This is a genomic window from Nocardiopsis sp. CNZ308 (assembly GCF_004217075.1).
The window spans coordinates 2,625,806-2,650,203 of sequence record NZ_SHKJ01000001.1 but is presented as its reverse complement, the minus strand read 5'-3'; the positions used below and the strand labels follow the sequence as shown (position 1 = coordinate 2,650,203).

The 24,398-nt window shown below is 72.7% G+C and carries 25 protein-coding genes and 1 tRNA gene; 10 read left to right on the top strand and 16 right to left on the bottom strand.

Annotated elements, in window-relative coordinates:
- Window positions 1–94 precede the first annotated feature (94 nt).
- Window positions 95–805, top strand: coding sequence for a type II secretion system F family protein (locus tag EV372_RS11530; RefSeq protein WP_130395993.1), 711 nt, complete (start codon window positions 95–97; stop codon window positions 803–805).
- A 58-nt stretch (window positions 806–863) separates the two neighbouring features.
- Here the strand turns inward: EV372_RS11530 and EV372_RS11525 are convergent, their stop codons facing one another.
- The 5 genes from EV372_RS11525 to EV372_RS11505 form a co-directional block, all read right to left on the bottom strand.
- A complete protein-coding gene (locus tag EV372_RS11525; RefSeq protein WP_486483972.1) occupies window positions 864–1,052 on the bottom strand; it encodes a hypothetical protein in 189 nt (62 codons plus the stop codon).
- Window positions 1,053–1,534: 482 nt separating this feature from the next.
- Complete coding sequence (locus EV372_RS11520) at window positions 1,535–1,891, bottom strand: Rv3654c family TadE-like protein (RefSeq protein ID WP_130395992.1); 357 nt, start codon at window positions 1,889–1,891, stop codon at window positions 1,535–1,537.
- A 5-nt stretch (window positions 1,892–1,896) separates the two neighbouring features.
- Window positions 1,897–2,247 (bottom strand): TadE family type IV pilus minor pilin, encoded by a 351-nt coding sequence (locus tag EV372_RS11515; protein ID WP_130395991.1) that lies wholly within the window; start codon window positions 2,245–2,247, stop codon window positions 1,897–1,899.
- A complete protein-coding gene (locus EV372_RS11510; RefSeq protein WP_130395990.1) occupies window positions 2,225–2,434 on the bottom strand; it encodes a DUF4244 domain-containing protein in 210 nt (69 codons plus the stop codon). Before EV372_RS11510 ends, EV372_RS11515 begins: the two co-directional genes overlap by 23 nt.
- A 154-nt stretch (window positions 2,435–2,588) precedes the next feature.
- A complete protein-coding gene (locus EV372_RS11505) occupies window positions 2,589–4,883 on the bottom strand; it encodes a DEAD/DEAH box helicase (RefSeq protein WP_197044248.1) in 2,295 nt (764 codons plus the stop codon).
- A gap of 233 nt (window positions 4,884–5,116) precedes the next feature.
- On the opposite strand from EV372_RS11505, the gene EV372_RS11500 reads away from it, so the two are divergent.
- Window positions 5,117–5,464, top strand: a complete 348-nt coding sequence (locus EV372_RS11500; protein ID WP_013156307.1) for an STAS domain-containing protein — start codon at window positions 5,117–5,119, stop codon at window positions 5,462–5,464.
- 13 nt (window positions 5,465–5,477) lie between these two features.
- A complete protein-coding gene (locus EV372_RS11495) occupies window positions 5,478–6,026 on the top strand; it encodes an ATP-binding protein (RefSeq protein WP_130395989.1) in 549 nt (182 codons plus the stop codon).
- 277 nt (window positions 6,027–6,303) lie between these two features.
- Here the strand turns inward: EV372_RS11495 and EV372_RS11490 are convergent, their stop codons facing one another.
- From EV372_RS11490 to nth, 3 genes are all read right to left on the bottom strand, one after another.
- Window positions 6,304–7,482 carry a MarP family serine protease gene (locus EV372_RS11490; RefSeq protein WP_130395988.1) on the bottom strand — a complete coding sequence of 393 codons (1,179 nt, stop codon included), beginning with the start codon at window positions 7,480–7,482 and terminating at the stop codon, window positions 6,304–6,306.
- Between the two features lie 21 nt (window positions 7,483–7,503).
- Window positions 7,504–8,157 (bottom strand): NUDIX hydrolase, encoded by a 654-nt coding sequence (locus EV372_RS11485; protein WP_019610630.1) that lies wholly within the window; start codon window positions 8,155–8,157, stop codon window positions 7,504–7,506.
- Window positions 8,158–8,520: 363 nt separating this feature from the next.
- Window positions 8,521–9,267 carry an endonuclease III gene (gene nth / locus EV372_RS11480; RefSeq protein ID WP_013156303.1) on the bottom strand — a complete coding sequence of 249 codons (747 nt, stop codon included), beginning with the start codon at window positions 9,265–9,267 and terminating at the stop codon, window positions 8,521–8,523.
- 289 nt (window positions 9,268–9,556) lie between these two features.
- Between nth and EV372_RS11475 the strand changes: the two genes are divergently transcribed.
- Entirely contained in the window at window positions 9,557–10,243 is a 687-nt protein-coding gene (locus EV372_RS11475) for a Crp/Fnr family transcriptional regulator (protein ID WP_013156302.1), read from the top strand.
- 380 nt (window positions 10,244–10,623) lie between these two features.
- On the opposite strand, the gene EV372_RS11470 is transcribed toward EV372_RS11475, so the two are convergent.
- The 4 genes from EV372_RS11470 to sp36 form a co-directional block, all read right to left on the bottom strand.
- The gene (locus EV372_RS11470; protein WP_019610629.1) at window positions 10,624–11,430 is read right to left on the bottom strand and encodes an MBL fold metallo-hydrolase; all 807 of its coding nucleotides are present in this window, start codon (window positions 11,428–11,430) and stop codon (window positions 10,624–10,626) included.
- Between the two features lie 81 nt (window positions 11,431–11,511).
- Window positions 11,512–12,390, bottom strand: coding sequence for an NUDIX hydrolase (locus tag EV372_RS11465; protein ID WP_130395987.1), 879 nt, complete (start codon window positions 12,388–12,390; stop codon window positions 11,512–11,514).
- Window positions 12,391–12,461: 71 nt separating this feature from the next.
- A complete protein-coding gene (locus tag EV372_RS11460; RefSeq protein ID WP_130395986.1) occupies window positions 12,462–12,923 on the bottom strand; it encodes a RidA family protein in 462 nt (153 codons plus the stop codon).
- Window positions 12,923–13,096 (bottom strand): Sp36 family protein, encoded by a 174-nt coding sequence (sp36, locus tag EV372_RS11455; protein WP_013156298.1) that lies wholly within the window; start codon window positions 13,094–13,096, stop codon window positions 12,923–12,925. Before sp36 ends, EV372_RS11460 begins: the two co-directional genes overlap by 1 nt.
- A 151-nt stretch (window positions 13,097–13,247) precedes the next feature.
- Here sp36 and bagA point away from each other — a divergent pair, with 151 nt between their 5' ends.
- A complete protein-coding gene (gene bagA, locus EV372_RS11450) occupies window positions 13,248–14,294 on the top strand; it encodes an ATPase BagA (protein ID WP_130395985.1) in 1,047 nt (348 codons plus the stop codon).
- Window positions 14,291–15,436, top strand: coding sequence for an ArsA family ATPase (bagB, locus tag EV372_RS11445; protein ID WP_130395984.1), 1,146 nt, complete (start codon window positions 14,291–14,293; stop codon window positions 15,434–15,436). Before bagA ends, bagB begins: the two co-directional genes overlap by 4 nt.
- 17 nt (window positions 15,437–15,453) lie before the next feature.
- Here the strand turns inward: bagB and EV372_RS11440 are convergent, their stop codons facing one another.
- Window positions 15,454–15,777: a WhiB family transcriptional regulator gene (locus tag EV372_RS11440; protein WP_019610625.1), complete on the bottom strand. Its 324-nt coding sequence runs from the start codon at window positions 15,775–15,777 to the stop codon at window positions 15,454–15,456.
- Window positions 15,778–16,216: 439 nt separating this feature from the next.
- Between EV372_RS11440 and EV372_RS11435 the strand changes: the two genes are divergently transcribed.
- Window positions 16,217–18,586 carry a penicillin-binding protein gene (locus EV372_RS11435; RefSeq protein ID WP_130398877.1) on the top strand — a complete coding sequence of 790 codons (2,370 nt, stop codon included), beginning with the start codon at window positions 16,217–16,219 and terminating at the stop codon, window positions 18,584–18,586.
- A gap of 93 nt (window positions 18,587–18,679) precedes the next feature.
- Here EV372_RS11435 and EV372_RS11430 read toward each other — a convergent pair whose 3' ends face one another.
- A complete protein-coding gene (locus EV372_RS11430; protein ID WP_013156293.1) occupies window positions 18,680–19,135 on the bottom strand; it encodes a GatB/YqeY domain-containing protein in 456 nt (151 codons plus the stop codon).
- Between the two features lie 159 nt (window positions 19,136–19,294).
- Here EV372_RS11430 and EV372_RS11425 point away from each other — a divergent pair, with 159 nt between their 5' ends.
- Entirely contained in the window at window positions 19,295–20,215 is a 921-nt protein-coding gene (locus tag EV372_RS11425) for a metallophosphoesterase (protein WP_130395983.1), read from the top strand.
- Between the two features lie 73 nt (window positions 20,216–20,288).
- Window positions 20,289–20,362: transfer RNA gene (locus tag EV372_RS11420), tRNA-Pro, on the top strand.
- Window positions 20,363–20,588: 226 nt separating this feature from the next.
- Here the strand turns inward: EV372_RS11420 and EV372_RS11415 are convergent.
- Entirely contained in the window at window positions 20,589–22,130 is a 1,542-nt protein-coding gene (locus EV372_RS11415) for a serine hydrolase domain-containing protein (RefSeq protein WP_130395982.1), read from the bottom strand.
- 254 nt (window positions 22,131–22,384) lie between these two features.
- On the bottom strand, window positions 22,385–22,903 hold the full coding sequence (locus tag EV372_RS11410; RefSeq protein ID WP_130395981.1) for a lytic polysaccharide monooxygenase auxiliary activity family 9 protein: 519 nt from the start codon (window positions 22,901–22,903) through the stop codon (window positions 22,385–22,387).
- Between the two features lie 596 nt (window positions 22,904–23,499).
- Here EV372_RS11410 and EV372_RS11405 point away from each other — a divergent pair.
- On the top strand, window positions 23,500–24,393 hold the full coding sequence (locus EV372_RS11405) for a transposase (protein ID WP_130395136.1): 894 nt from the start codon (window positions 23,500–23,502) through the stop codon (window positions 24,391–24,393).
- Window positions 24,394–24,398 lie beyond the last annotated feature (5 nt).

Sequence of the window (24,398 nt, the reverse complement as noted above, 5' to 3'; positions counted from 1 at the left end):
GTCGGCCATCGAGCCGCGCCCGGGGGGACGACTGGACACGGTCGGCACCGCTCCGGCCGCGGTGGCGGAGCGCGAGGAAGAAGGGGGAGGACGGATGTTCCTGACGGCCGCCGCGGTTCTGGGAGCCGCGTGTGTGTGGGTACTGCTGGGCGGGGGAACGGCGCGCGAACTGCGTCCGCCCTCCCGTGCTCCGGCCGGGCCGGGGCTGCCGGTCCGGCTGCTGGGACCGGCCCTGGCGGGGTCGTTCGCGCTGACCGTCGCGGTGGCCCTGTTCGGCGCGGTCGGGGGCCTCGTCGTGGCCGGGGTGTGCGCCGCCCTGTGGGTACGCGCCCGCAGGAGCGCCGGTTCCCGTTCGCAACGGCTGCCGGTGACCGCCGACCTGCCCGTGGTAATCGGTCTGCTCGCCTCGGGCATCCGCGCCGGGGCGACGGTGCCCGCCTGCCTCACGGCGGTGTCCCGGGCGACGCGGGGGAGGCTGGGCGAGGAACTGGCGGCGGTGGCCGAACAACTGCGCCTGGGCGCCGCTCCCGCCGAGGCGTGGCGGCGCCCGGCGCTGCCCGAGCCCCTCGTCCCGGTGGGGCGCGACCTGGCCCGGGCCGCCGACACCGGGGCGCCGGTGGCCGACCTCCTGGACCGGCACGCGGTCGATCTGCGCCGGACCCTGCGGGCCCGGGGAACAGCACGGGTGGAGCGGCTGGGCGTGCTGGTGGTGGCGCCCCTGGGTCTGTGCTTCCTGCCCGCGTTCGTGCTGATCGGCATCGTGCCGATGGCCGCCGAGCTGCTGTCCCGGGCCCTGGGCGGTTGAGGGCCCGGGCCCGGTCGCGTGCGCGGCGGTGCGGGGGGGCGCGGGGGCGCAGTGGCGGTCAGGGCTGCTCGTCCCGGGAGCCGCGCCGCCGCTGACCCTCGTAGGGGACGGGAAAGCGGGGCCAGCCGACGGACAGGCGCAGCACCGGCACCACGACGCACAGCAGCGCCAGGATTCCGGTCGAGACGTTGCCGACGATCCGCAACGCCGTACTGGTCGGGGACGGAGCGGCGGCCGTGCGGTACACCACCGGTTCGCTGACGGGCGAGGGCGCGTCCGTCGCGTCGCGCGGGCTCTCCCGCGCGAGGCGGGACGGTTCCGGGGAGGCGGGGACCGGTGACGGTTCGGCGCACCGCTCGGGACCGGCGGAAGGGGCCGTCCGGCCGGAGTCCTCGAGGGCTCCGAAGCCGACGGGTTCGTCGGAGCGGAGGGGGTCGCCGGAGCGGAGGGGGTCGCCGGAGCGCGCGGCATCGGTGGGCCCGCCGGAGGGGGCCGCATCCTCCACACCGGTGGCACCCGTTCTGTCTTGAGGACCAACGGCGTGGGTGAGACCGGCGGAACCGGGGGCGTGCGCGGAGTCCTCGGGAGTGATGGAAACACCGGAGTGGTCGGCACCGACGGGATCTGTGTTCTGTGGCGCGGGCGAGGCGGGGCAGGGCGGTGCGCCCCCGGGCTGGGCGGGGGCTCCCAGCAGGAGGGCGCACATCAGCACGGAGACGGGGGCAGGACTCATTCCACTTCCTCGGAGGAGACGGCGGCCGGTCCGGCCAGGGAGCGCGCCCGGACGGGCCGTTCGATGAGGGACGAGGAGACCGCGACCACCACCTCGACGGTGGAGCCGGTGAGGACGCAGGATTCGAGGGAGGCGCGGTTGGCCTCGGCGGTGTCGCGGGCCCGCGCGCAGGCCCGTTCCGTTCCGTGGACGGCCTCGGCGGCGGCGGTGAGCGCGGCCAGGTCCGCCGCGGTGGTGGCGCGGTCGCGGTCGAGCCGCGCCGCGGAGGTCGCGAGGACGGCGAGGGTGACGAACCAGAGCAGCGCCCCCAAGGCGACCCACCAGACGGTGGCGGAACCGGAGTCGGAGCGCACCGGGGTCAGCTCCCGGGTTCGAGGGGGACGGCGGCGCTGCCGTCCACCGGCAGGGAGATCCCCGTGCCGAAGGGGAGTAGGGCCCGTACGGTGACGCGGGCCATGCCCCCGTCCTCGGACAGGTGCACGTCCGCTCCGTCGGGGGCGGCGGTCAGCGCCAGGGAGCGGGCACGGTCGTGGGGTTCGCCGCGGGCCAGCGCCCGGGCGCCCACGCGCGCCGCGTCGGCGCAGGAGAGCTGGGCCGACGCGGCCTGGACGGCACCGAGGGCCACGGCCAGGACGAGCAGCAGGGAGGGCAGCACCATCGCCGCCTCCGCGGTGGCCGAGCCCCGGTCAAAAACCCGAGCCGAGCGCATTGACCACGAGATCGGTGAGGACGTCCTCGACCGCGCCGCTGGTGAGCACGGCGTAGAGGACTCCGGCGAAGGCGACCGCCGCGATGGTGCAGAAGGCGTATTCGGAGGTCGTCATCCCGGCGTCCGCCGGAGGCGGCGCGGCGATGGGCGGGGGCACGGGAGCGGACGTGGGCACGGGAGCGGACATGGCGGCCTTCCTGGTGGGGGGCCGTCTGCTCCGGCCCTCTTCCTCCAGCTTCGGCGGGCCGGAGCCGAAGCGAAAGCCCCTTCCCCCGCCTGTGGACAACTCCCTCCGCGCCCCGCGCTTCGTCCACAGGCTGTGGACGGTCTCGACCCGGCCGTCAGTCCTCGCCGTCCGCGAGGACCTCGTCGAGCAGGCGCAGCGCACCGGCCTTGCTCAACGGCTCGTTGCCGTTACCGCACTTGGGCGACTGGATGCACGACGGGCAGCCCTGGTCGCACTCGCAGTCGGCGATGGCCGCGCGGGTCGCGGACAGCCACTCGCGCGCCGCCGCGTACCCCCGTTCGGCGAAGCCCGCGCCGCCCTCGTAGCCGTCGTAGACGAACACCGTCAGCCTGCCGGTGTCACCGTGCATCGAGGTGGACACCCCGCCGATGTCCCAGCGGTCGCAGGTCGCCAGCAGCGGCAGCAGCCCGATCGCGGCGTGCTCGGCGGCGTGGGCGGCGCCCAGCAGCCCCACGTCCTCCCGGCGCAGCCGCTCCTCGCCCTCGGCTGGCAGCGTCCACCACACCGCGCGGGTGTCGAGGGTGCGCTCGGGCAGGTCCAGCGACTGCTCCCCCAGGACCGAACCGGTGCGCACGTCCCTGCGCAGGAACCCGACCACCTGGCGCACCACCTGCACCTCACCGAAGTACACGGTGGCCCCGCTCGGCCACTCCTCCTGGCGCAGCACCGACCGGACCGTGATGTCGGTGGTGTCGCGCGCCCAGGTGCTGTAGGGCGGTTCCGCCGGGCGGACCAGGGCGACGCCCTCGTCGAGGTCGAGGTCGTCGACCAGGTACGTGTACCCCTGGTGCAGGTACACCGCGCCGGGGTGGACGGTGCCGTGGGCGGCGGGCTCGTCGACCTCGCCGAGCAGCTGGCCGCTCCCGGTGTCGACGATCTGTACGGGCGGCCCGCCCGACCCGCGGATATCGGCCAGGTCGCTAGCCCGTTCGTTACTCGTCCAGAACCAGCCCCGTGGACGCCTTCGCAGCAGGCGGCGTTCGACGAGTTCGGCGAGCCGCTCCTCGGTCGTCGCTCCGAAGAGGTCGAAGTCGTCCTTGGTGATCGGCAGCTCCTGGGCGGCGGCGCACAGGTGCGGCCCCAGGATGTGCGGGTTTTCCGGATCGAGAACGGTCGCTTCTACGGACCGGCCGAAAATGGCCTCCGGGTGGTGCGCCAGATAGGTGTCCAAAGGATCGTCACGGGCGATGAACACCGCCAGAGCGTCCTCCCCGTGCCGTCCGGCACGGCCCGCCTGCTGCCACAGTGACGCGAGGGTTCCCGGCCACCCGGCGATGAGCACCGCGTCCAGACCGCTGATGTCCACCCCCAGTTCCAGGGCGTTGGTGCTGGCCAGGCCGAGGATCTCCCCCGAGCGCAGGGCCTCCTCCAGCTCCCGGCGCTCCGAGGCCAGGTATCCGCCCCTGTAGGCGGCCACCCTCCCGGCCAGGGCGTGGTCGCCGCGCTCGGTCAGCAGGCGCTGGGTGGTCAGCGCGACCACCTCCGCACCCTGCCGGGAGCGGACGAACACCAGGGTGCGCACACCGTCGCGTACCAGGTCGGCGAGCATCTCGGCGGCCTGCGAGGGCGCCGTCCTGCGGATCGGCGCTCCGTGCTCGCCGGTCAGGTCGGTCAGCTCCGGCTCCACCAGCGCCACGGACATCCCCGGACGCGGGGAACCGTCCCGGCTGACCGCCGTGACGGGCACGCCGGTCAGCCGGGTGGCGCTCTCGGCCGGGCTGCCGGAGGTGGCCGAGGCGAGCACGAACACCGGACGCGACCGGTAGCGGGCGCACACCCGGCGCAGCCGACGCAGGATCTGCGCGACGTGCGAGCCGAAAACCCCCCGGTATCGGTGCGCCTCGTCGATCACCACGTAGCGCAGCCGGCGCAGGAAGCGCGCCCACGCCCCGTGGCGGGGCAGGATGCCGTGATGCAGCATGTCCGGGTTGGTGAGCACGTAGTTGCCGTGCTCGCGCACCCAGGAGCGCTCCTCGGTCGAGGTGTCGCCGTCATAGACGGCTGTCCGCATCCCCGGCAGGGAGAGGTCCGTTATCCACCGCAGCTGGTCCTGGGCGAGAGCCTTGGTCGGGGAGAGGTAGAGCACGGTCCCGCCCGCGTCAATCGCGTCCACAGCGGGTAGGAGGAAGGCGAGTGACTTTCCCGAGGCGGTACCCGTGGCTATGATCACATCACGGCCCGAACGTGCGAGGTCGGCGGCTTCGGCCTGGTGGGACCACGGTCCCGTGATCCCCCTGTCGGCGAGCCGTTCGACCAGGCGGGGCGCGGTCCACACCGGCCACTCCCCGCTCACCCCGTCGTTGCGGGCCACGTGCTCGATGTGGGTCACCTGTGGGTACCGGGTATCGTCACGCCACACACCGGGAAGCACGGGCTCCGGTCGCCTCATCCGAGACCCCTCCTCACTGGTACGCGTTCGAGGCCCGCAGGCGCCTCTCACCCAAGGGTGGAGCACTGGGACATTGGTTTCAGTGTGACATCCGAGGGAACAGTGGCGCGGTGTCACGGTTTTTCTGTGCATCACAGGAAGACGCACTCGACACGCGTGGTTGAATGCGTGCTGGTGGGGTAACGCCCGGCAGAGATCATTCGCGTTTTTCGCGGTTCGGCGCTGGAGGACTAGTGGACTTGAAGCTTGATCATTACACCGAGGGCGACACCGAGATCGTCGTCGTTGAGGGTGAGATCGATGTCTATACCGCGCCCCGGCTCCGCGAGCTGCTGATCGACCTGGTCAACAAGGGCAACTTCCACCTCGTGGTCAACATGGAGAAGGTGGAGTTCCTGGACTCGACGGGCCTCGGTGTGCTCGTGGGCGGGCTCAAGCGCGTCCGGGCCCACGACGGGACCCTCGACCTGGTCTGCACCCAGGAGCGCATCCTGAAGATCTTCCGGATCACCGGTCTGACCAAGGTCTTCGGCATCCACGACTCGGTGCAGGAAGCCATCGACAAGCGTTCCGCGAAGTAGCCCCGAGCGAGCGATGGCAACCATCACGCTCACGATCAGCGCGCTCCCCGCTCACGTGCGCACGGCGCGGCTCATGGCCGCCACCGTGGCGCGGCGGGCGGGTATCGCCGCCTCAGCGATCGACGAGATCAGGCTGGCGGTCGGTGAGGCGTGTTCCCGGGCGGTGGCGGCGCACAAGCTGCACTGCCCCACACAGCCGATCCTGCTCCAGTTGATCGACGGCAGCGGGCCTGATCCGGCGTCGGAGTCCCGCACCGACGCCACGAGCAGCATCCTGCGCGCCAACGGGAGCGCGACGCAACGTTTCGAGGTCGTCGTCTCCGACCGTGCCCCCGCCAAGGACACGGAGGAGCCCTCCAACCCGTCCCTGCTCGACGGGCTCTTCCTCGACGGTGAGGACACCCCTCCCGGCGGGATCTCCGGGTTCTCCCCGGGGCTGGGCCTGGCGGTCATCACGGGTCTGGCCGACGAGGTGAAGATCGACCCCAGCGACCGGGGGACCGTGGTGCGGATGAGCTGGCCGCTGGCCACGGAGCCCTCGCCCGACCCGAGTTCCAACTAGGGTCGGCCGGGCCGGTGTCCGAACGCTCACGAGGGCGCCTCCCCGCGGGGAGGCGCCCTCGGTGTGTCACGGGCCGCCCGTCACGCCGGGAAGGCCCGGCGGGGCCGCGAGGCGTGCACCGACGCGGCCGCGGCCCCCGGGGTGGGCGCGGGGCCCGGAGCGAAGGCGGGCAGCACGGTGCCGACCGTGCCCCCGGGCCCCCTGTACATCCAGTCAACCGCCTCCCGCGCGCCCCCGAAAGCCCCGCATCCGGCCTGTGGACAACGCAGCCACGCGATCAGTCGCAGGCCTGGGAGGAGACCTGCTCGTTGTTCTCCAGGCCGCCCTGGGCGTTCTCCGCGACCTCGTCGGCGGTGAGCACGTAGCCCGTCTCGGGCTCGTTCGTGGCGGCGGCGAAGACCACCCCGTACACGGTGCCGTCCGGCGACAGCAGCGGGCCGCCGGAGTTGCCCGGGCGCACCACGGCGCGCACCTGGTAGATCTCCCGGCTCACCTGCTGGGAGTGGTAGAAGTCCGGCCCCTGCGCCGTCTGGCGGGCGCGGACGCGCGCCGGGACGGCCGTGAAGCCGCTGTTGCGCGGGAAGCCCGCCACGACCGCGTCACCGCCCTGCGGGGCCTCGTAGGTGAACTCCAGCGGTTCCAGGTCCAGGCCCGGCACGTGCAGCACGGCCAGGTCCTGCTGGGCGTCGAAGAGCACCAGCGTGGCGTCGAGCTGGTAGCCCTCCCGGGTGACCACCCGCAGGTCGTCGGTGACCCCGGCGACCACGTGCGCGTTGGTCATGATCCGGTCCTCCGCGTAGGCGAAGCCGGTCCCCTCCACGCGGCGCTGGCACGAGGGCGCGGTGCCCAGCACCTTCACCACGCTGCGGCTCGACTCGATCAGCTCCGGGGTGGTGAGCACGTCCGGGTCCGGCGGCGCCACCTCGGCCAGCTCACCGGTGCCCAGGCCGCTGAACACCTGCGGGAAGGCGCTCTGGTCCACGATCCGGCGGAACGTGGAGAACCCGCTGTGGGCGGCCTCGGGCATCAGCGTGTCCACCGAGTGGAGGATGCGCGAGTCCCTGACCTGGCCCGCGACGAACGGCAGCGCCGAGTTGGCCACCGTACTGCCGATGAACCAGGCCACGAGCAGCACCGACAGCCCGCTGATCAGGGCGCCGCCGATGGCGTCCAGGACCCGCGCCGAGTCCCACGTCACCTTGTTGCGGACGAAGGTGCCCAGGTAGGAGAGCAGGAACTGGCCGAGCGCCGCGGACAGGAACACCACGGCGATCGCCAGCAGCGCCTGCCTGCCGGGGTCCTCCACCCACGCCTGGATGGGCGCCGGGGCCGTCAGGGCGGCGAGGACGCCCCCTCCGACGAAGCCCGCGAAGCTGAAGACACCGACGATGAAACCCTGTCGGTACCCCGTCACCGCGAACAGCAGCAGCAGGACGACCAGGATCACGTCGAGCACATTGCCCTCCAAGAGTGAGCGCTAACCGACCGGCCGCAGGCCCTGCGGGGTTGCTTCGAACACTTCGGTGAGACCCTCGTCGCGCCAGGGAAGTTCCCAGCCGCCCAGGGCGAGCAGGCTGTCGATCACCGCGCCGGTGAAGCCCCACACGAGCATCCCCTCCACCCGGAAGCCGGGCCCCCAGCGGGGCCCGCCCCCGTAGCGCACCTTGACCCGGTTGGCCGGGTCGGCGAGGTCGGCGACGGGCACGCGGGAGACCGCGGCGACCTCGCCCAGGTCGGTCGGCCGCACCTCGCTGGGCTCGCGCCACCAGCCCAGGACGGGCGCCACCCGGAAGTCGCTGAAGCTCAGGTACAGCTCGGGGAGGCGGCCGACGACGTCGACCCCCTCGGGGAGGAGGCCGGTCTCCTCGGCGGCCTCGCGCAGCGCCGCGGCCTCCGGGGAGGCGTCGGAGGGCTCGATCCGGCCGCCGGGGAAGGCGGGCTGTCCGGCGTGGCGGCGCAGCCCCTCGCTGCGCTGGATGAGGAGGAGGTCGGGGCCCCTCGGCCCCTCGCCGAAGAGGATGAGGACGGCGGACTCGCGCCCTCCCTCGGCGGGCGGCCGCATGGGCGGCGGCACGGTCATCGTCTCGGCGGCGTCCGCGAGCGCGGCCAGCCAGAGCGGGATCGAGTTCATGCGGGGAACCTGTTCCGGGAGTCGTCGCGCCGTCGGTGGGTCGAAGGGGCCGTGCGCCGGGCTCCTCGCGGGGCCGCGGGGCCCGCGCCCGGGGGAGCGCCGCGCGGGGGAGCGCGTCGTTCCCGGGGAGTCGTCACGTCGTCGGACCTCCTCCGGCACCGGCGGGCGGGGGTACCGCCGTCACAGGGGGCGCCGCGGACCGGGATGCCCGCGACGGGGACGATGTGCGCACACTCACGTGATCAGGGTACAAACCTCCGGCGCCTGCTCCCGATGCGCGCCCGGCCGCCCCTGCGCGGCCGGGCGCCAGGATGGGGCGCCCGCCCGGGTCCGCGCCCCGCGCACCCGAGCGGCCCGCGGGTCTCAGGAGAAGGAGCGCATCCGCAGCAGCTTGGTCGCGGTGGCGGTGTCCGTGGGCCCCTCGCCGAAGGAGGGGCACAGGCGGGCCAGGCCGCAGGCCCCGCACGCGGGCTTGCGGGAGTGGCAGACCCGGCGGCCGTGCCAGATGACGCGGTGGGAGAGCATCGTCCAGTCCCGGCGGGGGAAGAGCGCGCCGATCTCGTGCTCGACCTTGACCGGGTCCTCCTCGTCGGTCCACCCGAAACGACGGACGAGCCGCCCGAAATGGGTGTCAACGGTGATACCGGGCACATCAAAGGCGTTACCGAGCAGTACGTTTGCGGTCTTTCGTCCTACACCGGGTAGTTTGACCAGGTCGGAGAGTTTCCTCGGAACCTCTCCACCGTGCCGTTCGCACAGTTCCTGCCCGAGTCCGATGAGGCTGTTGGCCTTGGCCCGGAAGAAGCCGGTCGAGCGGATCATCTCCTCCAACTCCTCCCGCCGCGCCGAGGCGTAGCCCTCCGCGTCGGGGTAACGGGCGAAGAGGGCGGGGGTGACCTGGTTGACCCGCTTGTCCGTGCACTGGGCGGACAGGATCGTCGCGACCAGCAGCTCCAGGGGGGTCGTGAAGTTCAGTTCGCAGTGGGCGTCCGGGTACAGCTCGATGAGTTCCCGGTACATCCTGCGGGCGCGGCGGACCAGCGCGAGCCGGCTCTCACCGGTGGGCGTGGTCGTCGGCTCGGTCGCGTCTGGTGTGTCACGGGGCATCATCACAGGGTAGGCGTCCCGGTGACGGAGCGGACCGCGGCCCGGCGGCCGTGCTCGCGCGGCCGTCGCGAGCGGGTCCGCGCCACCGTCGGCGGACGGGGCTATGTAACCAATGTCCGGTGGCGCGGCGCGGACAGCCCTGGTACAGAACTGATGACGGCTAGGATCGCAGGGGCTGACGTCGGCTGTTGTGGGCAGTTGTCTCTCGGCGGACAAGCCGGGATCACGACCTGGTTTCACACCCGGGTGCGATATACGTCACACTGTTGGCGGTCAGGTTTTAGGAGGACGTGTGGTGGACGAGATCAACGAGGTGCTGCGGAAGGCCCCTCTGTTCGAGGCGCTGGACGAGGAGGACACGGCCGCACTCCGCTCCTCGGTGAACGAGGTGCGTCTCGGCCGCGGCCAGACCCTGTTCAGCGAGGGCGACGAGGGCGACCGCCTGTACGTCATCCTCAGCGGGAAGGTGAAGCTGACCCGCACGGCCGTGGACGGCCGCGAGAACCTGCTCGGGGTGCTCGGCCCCAGCGAGATGTTCGGCGAGCTGTCGCTGTTCGACCCGCGCCCGCGCACCGCGAGCGCCGTCGCGGTCACCGACTCGGTGCTCGCGGGACTGGGCCACGACGACCTGCGCCCGTTCCTGTCCAGCCGCCCGCAGGTGTCGCTCCAGCTGCTCAAGGCGCTGGCCGCCCGTCTGCGCCGGACCAACGACGTGATGGCCGACCTCGTCTTCACCGACGTGCCCGGCCGCGTCGCCAAGGCTCTGCTGGAGCTGGCCGACAAGTTCGGCAAGGAGGGCGAGGACGGGCTGCACGTCCACCACGACCTCACCCAGGAGGAGCTCGCCCAGCTGGTCGGCGCCTCCCGTGAGACGGTCAACAAGGCCCTCGCCGAGTTCGCCCTGCGCGGCTGGCTGCGGATCGAGGCCAAGGCCGTCGTCCTGCTCGACGTCGAGCGGATGCGCCGCCGCGCCCGCTAGACCGCGTCCCTCGGGCGGGGACTCCCGGGGGCGCTGACGTTCGCGCCCCGTGCCGGGGCTCCCCGGGCCTGAACGCTGTGTGGCCGCTCCCCCTGCGGGGTGGGCGGCCACAGCCGTGTCCGGAGCCGTCCGCGCCCGGTTCACGGCGCCCCCGGGTCCGGGAGGCCGCCGCGCCCCGGCCCCGGGGTCGGGGGAGCGCTTGCCGACCAGGGTCTGTTTTTTGAACCGGGCTCAGCTGTGGGGGCCGGTTCGGGCGCCCACGGGGTTCTGGAGGTGGCGGAGGCGGGTTTCCGTGGGAGGGCCGCGCCGCAGGCGTCCGTTGAGGGTGGTGGCGGGCGACGGGTGGGACGGGGCGAAGCGGAAGGTCCGAAGAACACTGTCTAGGTCTCGACGCCCTCGGGCAGTTCGCCGCGCGCCGAGAGGTAGCGCAGCTGGGCGCGCACCGACGAGGCCGCCGCGAACCGGATCTGCTCGGTGACGTCGGGGTAGACGCGGTCGACGATCTGCTCGACCCCGGTCGCCCCCGCGCGCACCGCGTCCAGGACCTGCCCCAGGCGCGACTCGCGGTGGTCGACGTAGGAGTCCAGCACCGTCGCCGGGGCCGTGATGATCGGGCCGTGGCCGGGCAGCAGGGTGCGCACGTCGTGCTCGCGCACGAGGGAGCGCAGCCGGTACAGCGACTCCATGTAGGGGCCCAGCCCGTCGTCGCCGTCGATCACCGTGGTGCCGTGGCCCAGGACGGTGTCGCCGGTCAGGATGGTGTTGTCGGCCTCGACCATCAGGCAGACGGAGTCCTCGGTGTGGCCGGGGGTGGCGATGACCCGTACCCGCAGGCCGTCGGCCTCCAGGACCTCTCCGTCGGACAGGCCGCGTCCGCCGACCCTGGTCCCCGGATCGACCGCGTGCACCGGGGCGCCGGTCAGCTCCGAGAAGTACCGGGCGCCCTCCCCGTGGTCGGGGTGGCGGTGGGTCACCACGGCCATCAGCACCTGGGCGCCCTGCTCCTGCACGGTCCGCGCCACGCGCTCCAGGTGGCGCTCGTCGTGGGGGCCGGGGTCGACGACCACGACCCCGCGCGCGCCCGGCTCCCTCAGGATCCAGGTGTTGGTGCCCTCCAGCGTCATCGGGCCGGGATTGGGACACAGCACGCAGCTGGCGCGCAGTGTTCCGGAACCGTCGATCCTCATCGCACCTCGCTTCGCTCGCCGAACCGGACCGGGGAGCGGCCGGGGCCTCCGGCACGCGCGGCCCCGCTGCCCGGCGGCCCCTCAGGGAGTCGCGTCGGGCTTCGGGAGGGGGTAGTCCACCCCGTTCGGCGCGACGACGCGCAACTGGCCGCCGACCTCCCGGACAACCGGCTCAATGGGGACGATATCCCGTCGGGCCTCCCGTACTCCCCGGAGGGTCCGGCAGTCCGCGAGTTCGGCGCAGTTCACGACCGTGGGCGGCAGCATCGGCATCCGGCCCGCCTCCCACTCTCCGTGGACGGCGGCGGGGTCGGTCCACCGGGTGAGGTCGGCCTCGCCGCCCACGTCGCGCGAGGCCTGCCCCGGGGGCAGCTCGGCCGCGAAGAACCAGGTGTCGTAGCGGCGCGGCTCGGCCCTCGGGGTGATCCAGCGCGACCACGCGCGCAGCCACTCCGAGCGGAGCACGAGGCCGCGCCGGGCCAGGACCCCGGTGAAGGAGTGGGAGCGGTCGATGAGTCCCAGCCGGTCCCGCTCCCACTCCTCGGAGGATGTGTCGAGGGTGATGGCCTCCCCGCCCGCGCGCCCGGGTTCGCTGGCCAGCAGGACGCCGGTCTCCTCGAAGGTCTCGCGGACCGCGGCGCACACCAGCGCCCGGGCCATGCGCACGTCGGTGCCCAGCGTGCGCGCCCACTCCTCGGGGCCCGGGCCGGTCCAGGGCAGGTCGCCGTCGGCGTCGCGCGCGTCCACCCCGCCGCCGGGGAAGACGTAGGCGCCCGGAGCGAACCCCATGGAGCGGACCCTGCGCATGAGCAGGACCTCCATGGGGCCGTCCGCGCCCCCGTCCCGGACGCCGCCGCGGGGACGCAGGAGCATGACCGTGGCGGCCGGGCGGGGCTCGACGGCGCCGCCCGGCGCGGAGCCCCCGTTCCCAGTGCCGTCGCCTGCCGGGACGTCGCGCATCGGCGTACCCTCCTCCTCGGGGACAGAGCGCCGCGAAACGGGGGTCACCGCACCGAAAGAGGGCGACCCGCTCAGCGGACCTCGACGATCATCTCAACCTCGACCGGCGCGTCCAACGGCAGGGCGGCCACGCCCACGGCGGCGCGCGCGTGCACACCGGCGTCGCCGAAGATCTCGGCCAGCAGGTCGCTGGCCCCGTTCAGCACGCCGGGCTGTCCCGTGAAGTCGGGGGTGCTGGCCACGAAGCCGCCCACCTTGACCACGCGGACCACGCCGGACAGCTCGCCGATCTCGGCGCGCACCGCGGCCACCGCGTTCAGCGCGCACCGCGCGGCCAGCTCCTTGGCCGTCTCCGGGGTGACCTCGGCGCCGACCTTGCCCGTGGCGGGGAGCTTCCCGTCCACGAACGGCAGCTGGCCGGACACGTAGACGTGGTCGCCGCTGCGCACCGCGGGCGTGTACGACGCGACCGGCGCGGCCACCTCGGGCAGGGTCAGGCCCAGCTCGGCGATCCGCTCCTCGGGGGTGGCCATCACAGCTCCCGCTTCATGTACGCGACGTACTGCTGGTTGCGGGGGTCGGTGCCCTCCGGCAGCGGAGCGGGCACGACGGAGACGAGCTCCCAGCCGTCGGCGCCCCAGTTGTCCAGGATCTGCTTGGTGGCGTGCGACAGCAGCGCCACCGTCTGGTACTCCCACTTGCTCATGCGTCCCTCACCCTTGCTCGCTCACCGGCGGACCGCCCCACGGCGGGGCGCCGCACGTCAACGCCGCCACCTTACTCATCCGCGTGCCCTCCCGTGCCCACCGCGGCACCGCTCCCGACCCCGCTTGGAACGCCCGCATAGACTGCCTGGAGTGAGCGAGAGCGAGCACGGACCGAAGCCTCCGGGGGAGGCCTGCGCGGGAGCGCGACTGCACATCGTCACCGGCAAGGGCGGGACCGGCAAGACCACGGCCGCCGCCGCGCTGGCGCTGGCGCTGGCCTCCGGCGGCGCGAGAGTGCTCCTGGTCGAGGTGGAGGGCCGCCAGGGCGTCGCCACCCTCCTCGGCAGTCCGCCGCTGCCCTACGAGGAGCGGGAGATGATGGCCGCGCCCGGCGGCGGCAGCGTGAGCGTGCTGGCGGCCGACGCCGAGGCGGCGCTGCTGGAGTACCTGGAGATGTTCTACGGGATGCGCCGGGCGGGCCAGGCCCTGAACCGGCTGGGAGCCGTGGACTTCGCCACCACCATCGCCCCCGGGCTGCGCGACGTCCTGCTCACCGGCAAGGCCACCGAGGCGGTGCGGCGCCGCCGGGGCGGCCGCCGCAGGTCCGCCGAGAGCGCGCCGACGGCCCCCTTCCACTACGACGCGGTGGTGATGGACGCGCCGCCCACCGGCCGGATCGCACAGTTCCTCAACGTGAACTCCGAGGTGGCCGGGCTGGCCCGCGTGGGGCCGATCCGCAACCACGCCGACCGGGTCATGGAGGTCATCCGCTCGGGGCAGACCCGGGTGCACTTCGTGTCCCTGCTGGAGGAGATGCCCGTCCAGGAGACCCGGGACGGGATCGCCGAGGTCGGCGGGCTGGGGCTCAACGTGGGCGCGGTGCTGGTGAACATGGTGCGGCGGCCGCTGCTGGACGAGGCCGACCTGGCCGCCGCCGCGGAGGGGGAGACGGACCTGGACGCGCTGGCCGCCGGTCTGAAGGAGGCGCGTCTGGATGACGCGCGGGAACTCGCGACGGCGCTGGCCGGAGAACTGCGCGCCCACGCCCTGCGGATGCGGCTGGAGCGCCGGATGCGTTCGGACCTGGAGGCGCTGGACCGCCCGCTGCTGGAGCTGCCGCTCCTGGAGGGCGGTGTGGACCGCGCCGCGCTGGACTCCCTGGCGCGGCGGCTGGCCGGGCAGGGGGTGCGGTTGTGAGCGCGGCGGTGGAGGCCGGACGCCTGGACGTGGACGCCCTCGTGGACGACCCCGGTACGCGCATCATCGTGTGCTGCGGCGCGGGCGGGGTCGGCAAGACCACGACGGCCGCGGCGCTGGGACTGCGCGCCGCCGAGCGCGGGCGGCGGGCCGTGGTGATCACCGTGGACCCGGCCCGGCGGCTGGCCCAGTCCCTCGGTCTGGAGTCGTTGGACGACACACCGCGTCCGGTCCCGCTGCCGGAGGGGTCGGGCGGCAGCCTGCACGCGATGATGCTCGACATGAAGCGGACCTTCGACGAGGTCGTCAGGGAGCACGCGGACCCCGAGCGGGCCCGGCAGATCCTGGCCAACCCCTTCTACCAGACCCTCTCCACGAGCTTCTCGGGCACGCAGGAGTACATGGCCATGGAGAAGCTGGGCCAGCTGCGCCAGTCGGGGGACTGGGACCTGATCGTGGTGGACACCCCGCCCAGCCGGTCCGCGCTGGACTTCCTGGACGCGCCCAAGCGGCTCGGCCGCTTCCTGGACGGGCGGCTGATCCGCTTCCTGAGCGCCCCGGCCAGCACGGGGGCCTTCCGGCTGATCGGCGCCGGGTTCAACCTGGTGACCTCGGCGGTCAGCAAGGTCGTGGGCGCCCAGCTCCTCGACGACCTGCGGTCCTTCGTAGCCGCGTTCGACACGGTGTTCGGCGGTTTCCAGAAGCGCGCGGAGCGCACCTACCGGTTGCTCCAGGCGCCGGGGACGGCCTTCGTGGTGGTGGCCGTGCCGGACACGGACGCGATGCGCGAGGCGGCCTACTTCGTGGAGCGGCTGGCCACCGACGCCATGCCGCTGGCCGGGTTGGTGGTCAACCGGACGCATCCGCTGCCCGAGGGGGCGGGCGGGTCCCTGGACGCGCGCGAGGCGGTCGCCGCGGCGGAGGCTCTGGAGCGCTCGGGCACGCGGACGCCGGCCTCGGCGGCTCTGCGGCTGCACGCGGAGAGGGTCCGCACGCGCGGGCGCGAGGTCCGGCTGCGGGACGCCCTGCTGGCGGAGCACGGCGGCGTGCGCGTGGCCGAGGTGGCCGCCCTGCCGGAGGACGTGCACGACCTGGCGGGGCTGCGCGACGTCGGCGAGGAGCTGGCGGGCCGGGGACGGTAGTAGTGCCCTGCCAGAGCTCAGGCCGCGGAGGTGCGCTCGGCGTGCTCGGCCGCGTAGCTGGCGAGGTCGACGTCACCCTCCCTGCGGGCCTCCTCCAGGAGCGGACCCCAGCTGGTGACGCCGGGGTGCTTGCGCAGCAGGGCGCGGCGCTCGCGTTCGGTCATGCCGCCCCAGACGCCGAACTCGACCCGGTTGTCGAGGGCGTCGGTCAGGCAGTCGGTGCGTACCGGGCACTCCTGGCAGATGAGTTTGGCGCGGTGCTGCGCCGCGCCCTGGACGAACAGCGCGTCGGGGTCCACCCGCCGGCACAGCGCCCTGGTCGTCCACTGGTCGGTCCACATGCCTCTACTCCCCTGTGCGCACCCGGTCCCCGCGCCAGCGGATCCGGTGTCCGGGGCACGCGCGCGCCCCGGCCGGAGGGGAACACCGTGGGCTCCCGCTGCCGCGTGGGGTGCGGTGGTCGACGCCCACCCCTGTTGCCTAGAAGTTACGGATTCGTTCGCCGCGCCAACAGAACCTGATGGACCCCCCTCACGTCCCACCAATATGGCCCGCTCGGGCCATTGCGTGGGGGCCCGGTGGCTCTCCGCATCGGACGGGGTGGGCGTGCCGCGCCGCCGAACCGGTCAGTGCCCGGCCGGCGATAGGCATGAAAAGATGGCATGGGGGCACAGCCCGCGGTACGCGGGTCATTTCCGCGCGTTCGCGCACTATCCGTTCCACATCGGACCACTTCGCACGTACGTGGTCACCTAGTCTGATGGGGTGGGTCAGGGGACATTGCTTCAAAGAATCAGCCAACTGGTCGGCGTCGGCGTCGTCGCTGGACTCCTCGTCGCCGCTCTCGCGCTCCCCGCCGTCGGGGGACTGGGCATCACGGCGCGCAACGTGGCCAGCGGCTTCCTGGAGATGCCCAGCAATCTGGAGACTCCGCCGCCTCCTCAGAGATCGACGATCTATGACAGCGAGGGCGGCGTCATCGCGGAGATCTTCGACCAGAACCGCGAACTCGTCGAGATCGAGGACGTCTCGCCGGTCATGATCGACGCGATCCTCGCCATCGAGGACGCCCACTTCTACGAGCACGGCGGCATGGACGTGTCGGGCACGCTGCGCGCCGCGCTCCGCACGCTCAGCGGCGACACCCAGGGCGCGTCCTCCATCACCCAGCAGTACGTCAAGAACGTCCAGATCGAGGCGGCCACCACCCAGGAGGAGCTGGAGGAGGCCTCCGAGACGACGATCGCCCGCAAGATCCGGGAGCTGCGCTACGCCGTCGCCCTGGAACAGCGGATGACCAAGGACGAGATCCTCGAGGGCTACCTCAACATCGCCTACTTCAGCGACGGCGCCTACGGGGTCGAGTCCGCCGCGCAGCACTTCTTCCAGGTGCCCGCCAGCGACCTGGAGCTGCACCAGGCCGCCACCATCGCGGGCCTGGTGCGCTACCCCTACCTCTACAATCCCCGCTTCTTCCCCGAGCAGACCACCGACCGCCGCAACGTCGTGCTCGACCGCATGGTGGCCACCGGCGCGATCACCGAGGCGGAGGCCGAGGAGGCCAAGCAGGTCCCGATGGAGGTGGAGGTCTCCACCCCGCCCAACGGCTGCGTGCCCAGCGACCAGCCGTTCTTCTGCGACTACGTGGTCCAGGAGATCGAGAAGGACGAGCGCTTCGGCCAGAACGAGACCGAGCGGGCGCGCTGGCTGCGCACCGCCGGACTCCAGATCCACACCACGCTGGACCCGCAGACGCAGGTGTCCGCGCAGGAGGCCGTGGACGAGTGGGTCCCGCGCGAGAACGAGTCCCGCAAGGTGGCCGCCGAGGTGGTCATCCAGCCGGGCACCGGCCACATCCTGGGCATGGTGCAGAGCCGCAACTACGGCCCCGACGAGAGCAAGCTCGGCGAGACCTCCATCAACTTCGCCACCGACGCGGACCGGGGCGGCAGCAGCGGCTTCCAGGCGGGGTCCACGTTCAAGGCGTTCACCCTGGCGGCGGCGCTGGCCGAGGGCATGCCGTTCGGCACCTCGTTCAACTCACCGGCCAGCGTGACCGTCTCCGGGCAGCGCAGCTGTAACGGCGGCTCCCTGAGTCCCTGGTCTCCCAGCAACTCCGGCGACACCAACTCCAACACCACGCACAACATGATGACCGGGACGAGGGCCTCGTCCAACACCTACTTCGCCCAGCTCCAGGCGCGGGTGGGCATCTGCGACGTGATGGAGATGGCCGAGGACCTGGGGCTGCGCCGCGCGGACGGCACGCTGTTCACCGAGAACGAGCGCTCGCTGGCCAACAGCAGCTTCACCCTGGGCAGCGAGGAGGTCTCCCCGCTGCGGGTGGCCAACGCCTACTCGGTCTTCGCCTCGGGCGGGATCCTGTGCGAGCCGCAGGCCATCACCAAGATCATCGACCAGCACGCGCACGAGACGATCGAGATCGAGCCCGAGTGCGAGCGGGTGATCGACGAGGAGGTGGCCGACGGGGTCAGCTACCTGCTGGAGCAGCCCTTCAACGGCGGCACCGCGGCCTCCCTCGGCATCGGTCGCCCGGCGGCGGGCAAGACCGGCACCACCGACGGCTCGGCCGCGGCCTGGTTCGCCGGGTTCACCCCGCAGATGGCCGGTGCGGTCTTCGTCGGCGACCCGCGCGGCCCGCAGCAGTACCCGCTGCGCAACGTCACCATCGGCGACCGGTACTTCGGGGTGGTGTACGGGGCGACGATCCCGGGCCCGATCTGGCAGGCGACCATGCGCGGCGCCCACGAGGGCCTGGACGTCGAGCAGCTGCCGTCGCCGCCGTCGCAGTTCGGCTCGACGTCGGCCCCCCGCACGGAGGAGGACGCCAGCCCGGCCAGCGACGACGGCGGCGTGCCGGACGTGATCGGCCGGTCCGAGCCGGAGGCGGTGAGCGTCCTGGAGGCCGCGGGCTACACGGTGAACGTGTCCGCGACCCGGGTCCGCTCCCCCGAGCCCGAGGGCGCCGTGGCCGCGGTCAACCCCGACCCGGGGACGCGGCTGCCGGAGGGGGCCACGGTCAACGTGTTCCTCAGCAGCGGCGGCGGGACCGCGAGCGGGCCTGAGGACGACGAGGACTGGTTCCCGGTCGCACCCGCGTCGAACTCCCCCGGCCGGGAGGACGACTGAGGCCCGACACGTGAGAGGGGCGGCGGTGCGTACACCGCCGCCCCTTCGCGTTCCCCGCCGTTGCCGGGTGGGGCACAGCCGGGCCGGGTCAGGTCATCCGGCGAGCTGGCGCTTGACCTCGGCGGCCACGCGGGCGCCCTCGGCCCGGCCGGCGATCTTGGGGTTGACGACCTTCATGACCTGGCCCATGGCGCGGGGGCCCTCGGCGCCGGTCTCGGTGACGGCCTCGGCCACCAGCGACGACAGCTCCTCGTCGGTGAGCTGCTTGGGCAGGTAGTCGGAGATGACCTCGCTCTCGGCCCGCTCGGCCGCGGCCTGCTCGGGCCGGTCGCCCTTGTCGAACGCCTCGGCGGCCTCGCGGCGCTTCTTGGCCTCCCGGGTGAGCAGACGGGTGATCTCGTCGTCGCCGAGGGAGCGCGAGGTGCTGCCGGCGGCCTCCTCGGTGGAGATGGCGGCCAGGACCATGCGCAGGGTGCCGGTACGCACCTTGTCGCGCGCCTTGATGGCGGTGGTCAGGTCGTTCTTGAGGCGGGCTTTGAGTTCGGACATGAGCCGATCCTACGGCGGGGCGCGCCGGGGCCACCAACGGTTTGCGCGCGCCGACGCCGCCCGGACGCGGCTCACACCGCTCAGGCGGCCCGCGACGGGGCATTCGCGCACGCGTGCTCCGTGGATCTGCGACGATCTCTGTGACGACGAAGGAGGGCGATGGGCGCCGACAACAGACGAATCCTGCGCCGGGTGGGGCGCGCGGCCGCGATCACGGGCGCCGTCGGAGCGGCGGGACTGGTCTACGCCTCGGTCATCGAGCGCAACTGGTTCCGGCTGCGCCGCTACGAGCTGTCCCTGCTGCCCCCGGGCAGCCCGCGGCTGCGGATCCTGCACCTGTCCGACGCGCACCTGACACCCGACCGGAAGATGCTCATCGAGTGGATCCGGGGGCTGGAGGCCCACGAGCCGGACCTCGTGGTCAACACGGGCGACTCTCTGGCGCACCCGGACGCGGTGGGGCCGTTCACGAAGGCCCTGGGGCCCCTGCTGGACCGGCCGGGCGCGTTCGTGTACGGGTCCAACGACCTGTTCTCGCCGCAGCCGAAGAACCCGGCCCGCTACCTGTGGCGGACCAGCAAGAACGACTACAACAAGCGCCGAACGCCGGACCTGCCCTGGCGCGAGCTGGGCGAGGCCATGTCCGCGTCCGGGTGGCTGGACCTGAACAACCGCAGGGGCGGGCTGAAGGCGGGCGGACTCGACGTCGCGCTGGCCGGGGTGCACGACTCGCACATCAAGCTGGACAGGTACGACGAGGTCGCCGGACCGGCCGACCCGTCGGCGGACCTGCGCCTGGGCGTGCTGCACTCGCCGGAGCCGTCCAACCTGGACCGGTTCGCGGCCGACGGCTACCAGCTGCTCCTGGCCGGGCACACGCACGGCGGCCAGCTGTGCCTGCCGTTCTACGGGACCCTGGTCACCAACTGCGGGATCGACCGCAGGCGGGCCTGGGGCCTGCACGAGTACGGGGACGCGTGGCTGCACGTGTCCGGCGGCCTGGGCACCTCCCCGTACGCCCCGGTGCGGTTCTGCTGCCGCCCGGAGGCCTCCCTGCTGGACCTCGTGGCCTCCTCCTGACCCTCCTCGGCGCTCCGGCCGGAAACCGTGCGCGAGCACTCCCGGGCGTCCGCTAGACTTGTGGACGTTGCTTCGGGGTGTAGCGCAGCTTGGCAGCGCGCTTCGTTCGGGACGAAGAGGTCGTGGGTTCAAATCCCGCCACCCCGACAAAGGAACGGGTGTCCACACAGGTGGGCACCCGTTCTTCGTTTTCGCGGGTCCGGGGCTTCCCCCTGCCGCTCCGCACCCTCGGAGCGCACGGCCGGAACCGTCGGCTTGTCGGCTTCCGTGCGTCACCGGTGCGTCGGAAGCTACCCGCCCGGTTCGCGCGGCGAGCGCCTTCGGCCCTCCGGTCCCCACGTCCCGGCCGGGCCGACCGCCGCCCCGGCCTCCGCTAGACCGAGGCCAGCAGGAGCAGGAGGACCGCGCTCCCCGCGGCGACGGGAGCCGCCAGCGACCACCGGACCCACGGCCGTGCGCCCCTCGCGGTCGGGAGTAGTGGCCACCGGTACGCCCCCACCAGGACGGCGGCGGCCAGGAGGAGCACACCCGCGACCCACGCCCACGGGGTCACCAGATGCCAGAATCCGGCGAGGAACGCGTACGTGAGCGCCGCGGCGCCGCCGACCCAGTGGGACACCAGTCCCAGGCGGTCGGTGGGACGGCGCCACCAGCGGCCGGGGCGCCGCCGTGAGGCGAACCCCAGGGCGAGGAGACCGGGGGTGAGAGCGAGCAGGACCGTCGCGGTCGCGTAGATCCTCTCGCCCGCCGCGTTGTCGGGGCTCGGTTCGTCGACGCCGAGCAGGCGGATGCCGATGTCCTCGCTGAACCGGTGCGTGTTGGACAGGACCACGGCTCCCCGGTCACCGGTGTAGCCGATCCACGCCGTGTGGCCGTTGGTCGTGGCGTTGCCGCCGTGGCCGGTGATCGGCACCCCTCCCAGCGTCTCCACGTACCAGCCGAGGCCCTGTTCGCGGCGCTCGACGTCCCCCGGCGCCACGGGACGCACGGCCGCGGCCCCCGGGGCGGTGCCCTCCATCACCGACGCCAGGAGCAGTCCGAGGTCGCCCGCGGTCGTGACCAGCCCTCCCGACGGACCGGAGGCCTCCGAGCCCTCCGGGACGAGGGGTCGCCCGAGATCGGCGTTGTGCACCTCGAAGGGGGCGCCGTCACCGGTGGTCCGGATCGCGCTGTCCTCCATCCCCAACGGGTCGAGGATCCGTTCCCGGACGAGCTGGGCGTAACTGGTCCCGGCGTGCGCCGCCAGGGCGTGCCCGAGCAGGTCGATCCCGGTGTTGGAGTAGTGGTTGCCGCCTCGCAGCGCGGGATCGACCCGCACGTCCTCCGCCACGGTCCGCAGGAACTCCTCGACCGAGCCGGGCGGGTCCGGGTGGCGTTTGGCCGCGAACTGCCACAACGTCTGGAGCAGGCTGGTCTCCTCCCTGGAGAGGCCCGCGGTGTGCGTCGCCAGCTCCTCCACCGTGACGTCGGCGAGTACGGGATCGGCGAAGTCGACGCTTTCCAGGAGATCGCCGACCCGGGCGTGCGGAGCGAGTTCACCGCGGTCCACCATGTCGGCGAGCAGCATGCCGGGCAGCACCTTGGCGACCGACGCGGAGCCGAACCGGGTGTGTTCCCCCACCGGTTCCCGGTTGGCCCCGGTGCTGCCCAGCCCCGCCGTGCGCACGCGGAGTCCCCCGTCTCCGTCCGTCTCCACGAGCGCGACCGACAGGCCGTGGTACCCCGTGGTGTCGGTGATCCCCCCGCGCACGCGCTCGACCAGCTCCGTGTCCCCGTCGGACTCCGCGCCGAGCTCGTAGGGGCGCGGAGCGACGGCGGCCGCGCCGACGGTGACGAGGACGGCGGTCAGTGCCGTGATCGCCCACCGCCACGGTCCGCGCGGACGGTGTCGGGCAGAGGGGTCGGACGCGGTCACTCGGGTCTCCTCGTCTCCGGCCGGGTCGTCGGTGATCCGGGCTCGCCCGAACCTACGGCCGCGGACCACGGCGGAGCACTACGGGTGGGCCCCGTTCCGGAGGTGGGGCGGGGCCCACCCCGACCAGCACGAAGGCCGGTCCTACGGGACCGGCCTTCGTCGTGTCCGGGGGCGGACAGGGGCCTCGTGGGCCGGGAGCGCCGCGGCCCCGGCCCGGGTGCGGGGAACCGGGCCGGGGGAAGCGTCGGGTCTGCCTAGCGGATGTTCACGTCCACGCAGGCGTAGAAGGCGTTGCCGGTGTCGGCGACGTTCCAGCGGGCCAGGATCGTGTGGCGGCCGTTGTAGCCGGACAGGTCCACGTTGTGCTGGACGGTCGAGTTCGGCCGCGCCCCGCCGTCGTCGAAGTTGGCGACGCGGTGTCCGCCGATGAAGTACTCCCAGTTGGCGGTGGCGTGCGTGACGGTCAGGGTCCAGGTGAAGTTCACCGAGGTGCCGACCTGGGTGACGTGCCAGCCGTGGTTGTCGTCGTCGAGCTCGGAGAACCGGGAGTTGCCGCCGGAACAGCTCATCAGGCCCTTGGGGCCCTCCACGCTCTGCGGCTCCCACTGGATGCCGCCGCACTGGACCATGCCCGCGGCGCACTGCGCCTGGCGGCTCATGGGCGCCGAGACGTAGCCGTGCGCGCTGGCCGCACTGGCGGGCATGAGGGTGAAGATCAGAGCGGTGGCCGCGGCGACGGCTGAGGCGGAGCGGATCCTTCTGAGGGTCTTCATTGAACGGGGCCCTTCTCTTCGGGTCACGATCCCGTCCGGCCTCGCGGCACGGTGCGGGGGATTCGTAGCGGGGTGACCCGGACCGTTTTCCGGCCCAGGAAGTGGAGTGCGCCCGTGGGGGCTCGGATATTTCCCCCGCGGACACCGGACAGCGTTGTCCCGGCCATTCCGGGCGTCCCCGGAATTTCCTTCCACCTGTTGTCGGTAGACCGTAAAGACCCTGTCACTACACGTCAATACCCCTGTTGCGCGGGGGGACGGCGTACCACCGCGCCGACGGCTCGACCGGGCGAACGCATTCCCGCACTGGTACTGACGGCACTTCCTCCGTCATTTGCGCCGCGAACTGGAAAGACACCTTACAGTAGCGTTCCCTGGTCTGACGTAAAACGTTGTGGACCATCGGCCCTTCGACCCGCTCCTGGACCGGACCTAACCAGATGGATAGATCTTCCTTACCCCTGCTCCGGCGCGGCCCGGCGGCGGGTCCCCGCGCCGGAAAACGCGTGGCCGCGTGCGGAGGCCGGGCCCTAGATCGTTGATGGGAAATTCCTGAAACGCCTGCGCCCATGACGAAGGGCGTCGAGGATCGGTGTGTGACGACCAACCTTGACGCCCTTCTGACAGCACTCTACGTCCATCTGGACGATGACGTGATCCCTTCGGCCAACTCACGCACCGGCCCGGGCCGCCCACCCCTGCTCACCGACGCCGAACTCATCTGCGTCGCCACCGCCCAGGTACTGCTGCGCTGTGACGACGAGCGCCGCTGGCTGCGTCTGGCACCAACCCGGATCGGTCACCTCTTCGGCCGCCTACCGCACCAGTCCGAGTACAACCGGCGCCTGACCCACCTGGCCCCGCTGCTGTTCACCGCCGCGGGCTGGCTGGCCCGCCACACCCCCACCTGGCACGAGAAACTGCGGCTGATGGACGGCACCCCCGTGCCGTGCGGGGCCTCGCGCACCACCGTGGACCGCTCGAACCTGGGCGAGATGTGCGGCTACGGGCGCGACGCCTCCCACCACCGGTTCTACTGGGGGTCCAAGCTGATGCTCATCACCACCACCGACGGGGCGGTGGTCTCCTTCTCTTTGGCCAACCCCAAGGAGCTGGACGAGCGCAAGCAGGCCCTGCACCTGCTCCACGTCCAGCGGTGCGCGCAGGGGCCGTGCCCGATCGTGTGCGACAAGGGTTTCGCCGGGGCCGGTATCGAAAAGGCCGCGGCGGACCTGGGGCATGTGCTCGTGCGCCCGGCGCGCAGGGACGAGGCCGATACCGGGGTGTTCCCGGCCTGGTTGCGTCAGCGGGTGGAGGCGATCATCTGGACGTTGAAGAACCAGCTCGGGCTGGAGCGTCACAACGCCCGTACCAGCGAGGGGCTCTGGGCCCGGGTGTGCCAGCGGGTTCTGGCGCTGAACGCGGCGATCTGGCACAACTGGCTGGTGGGTGCCCCGGTCAAGCGGTCGTTGATCGCTTACGACCACTGACCAGG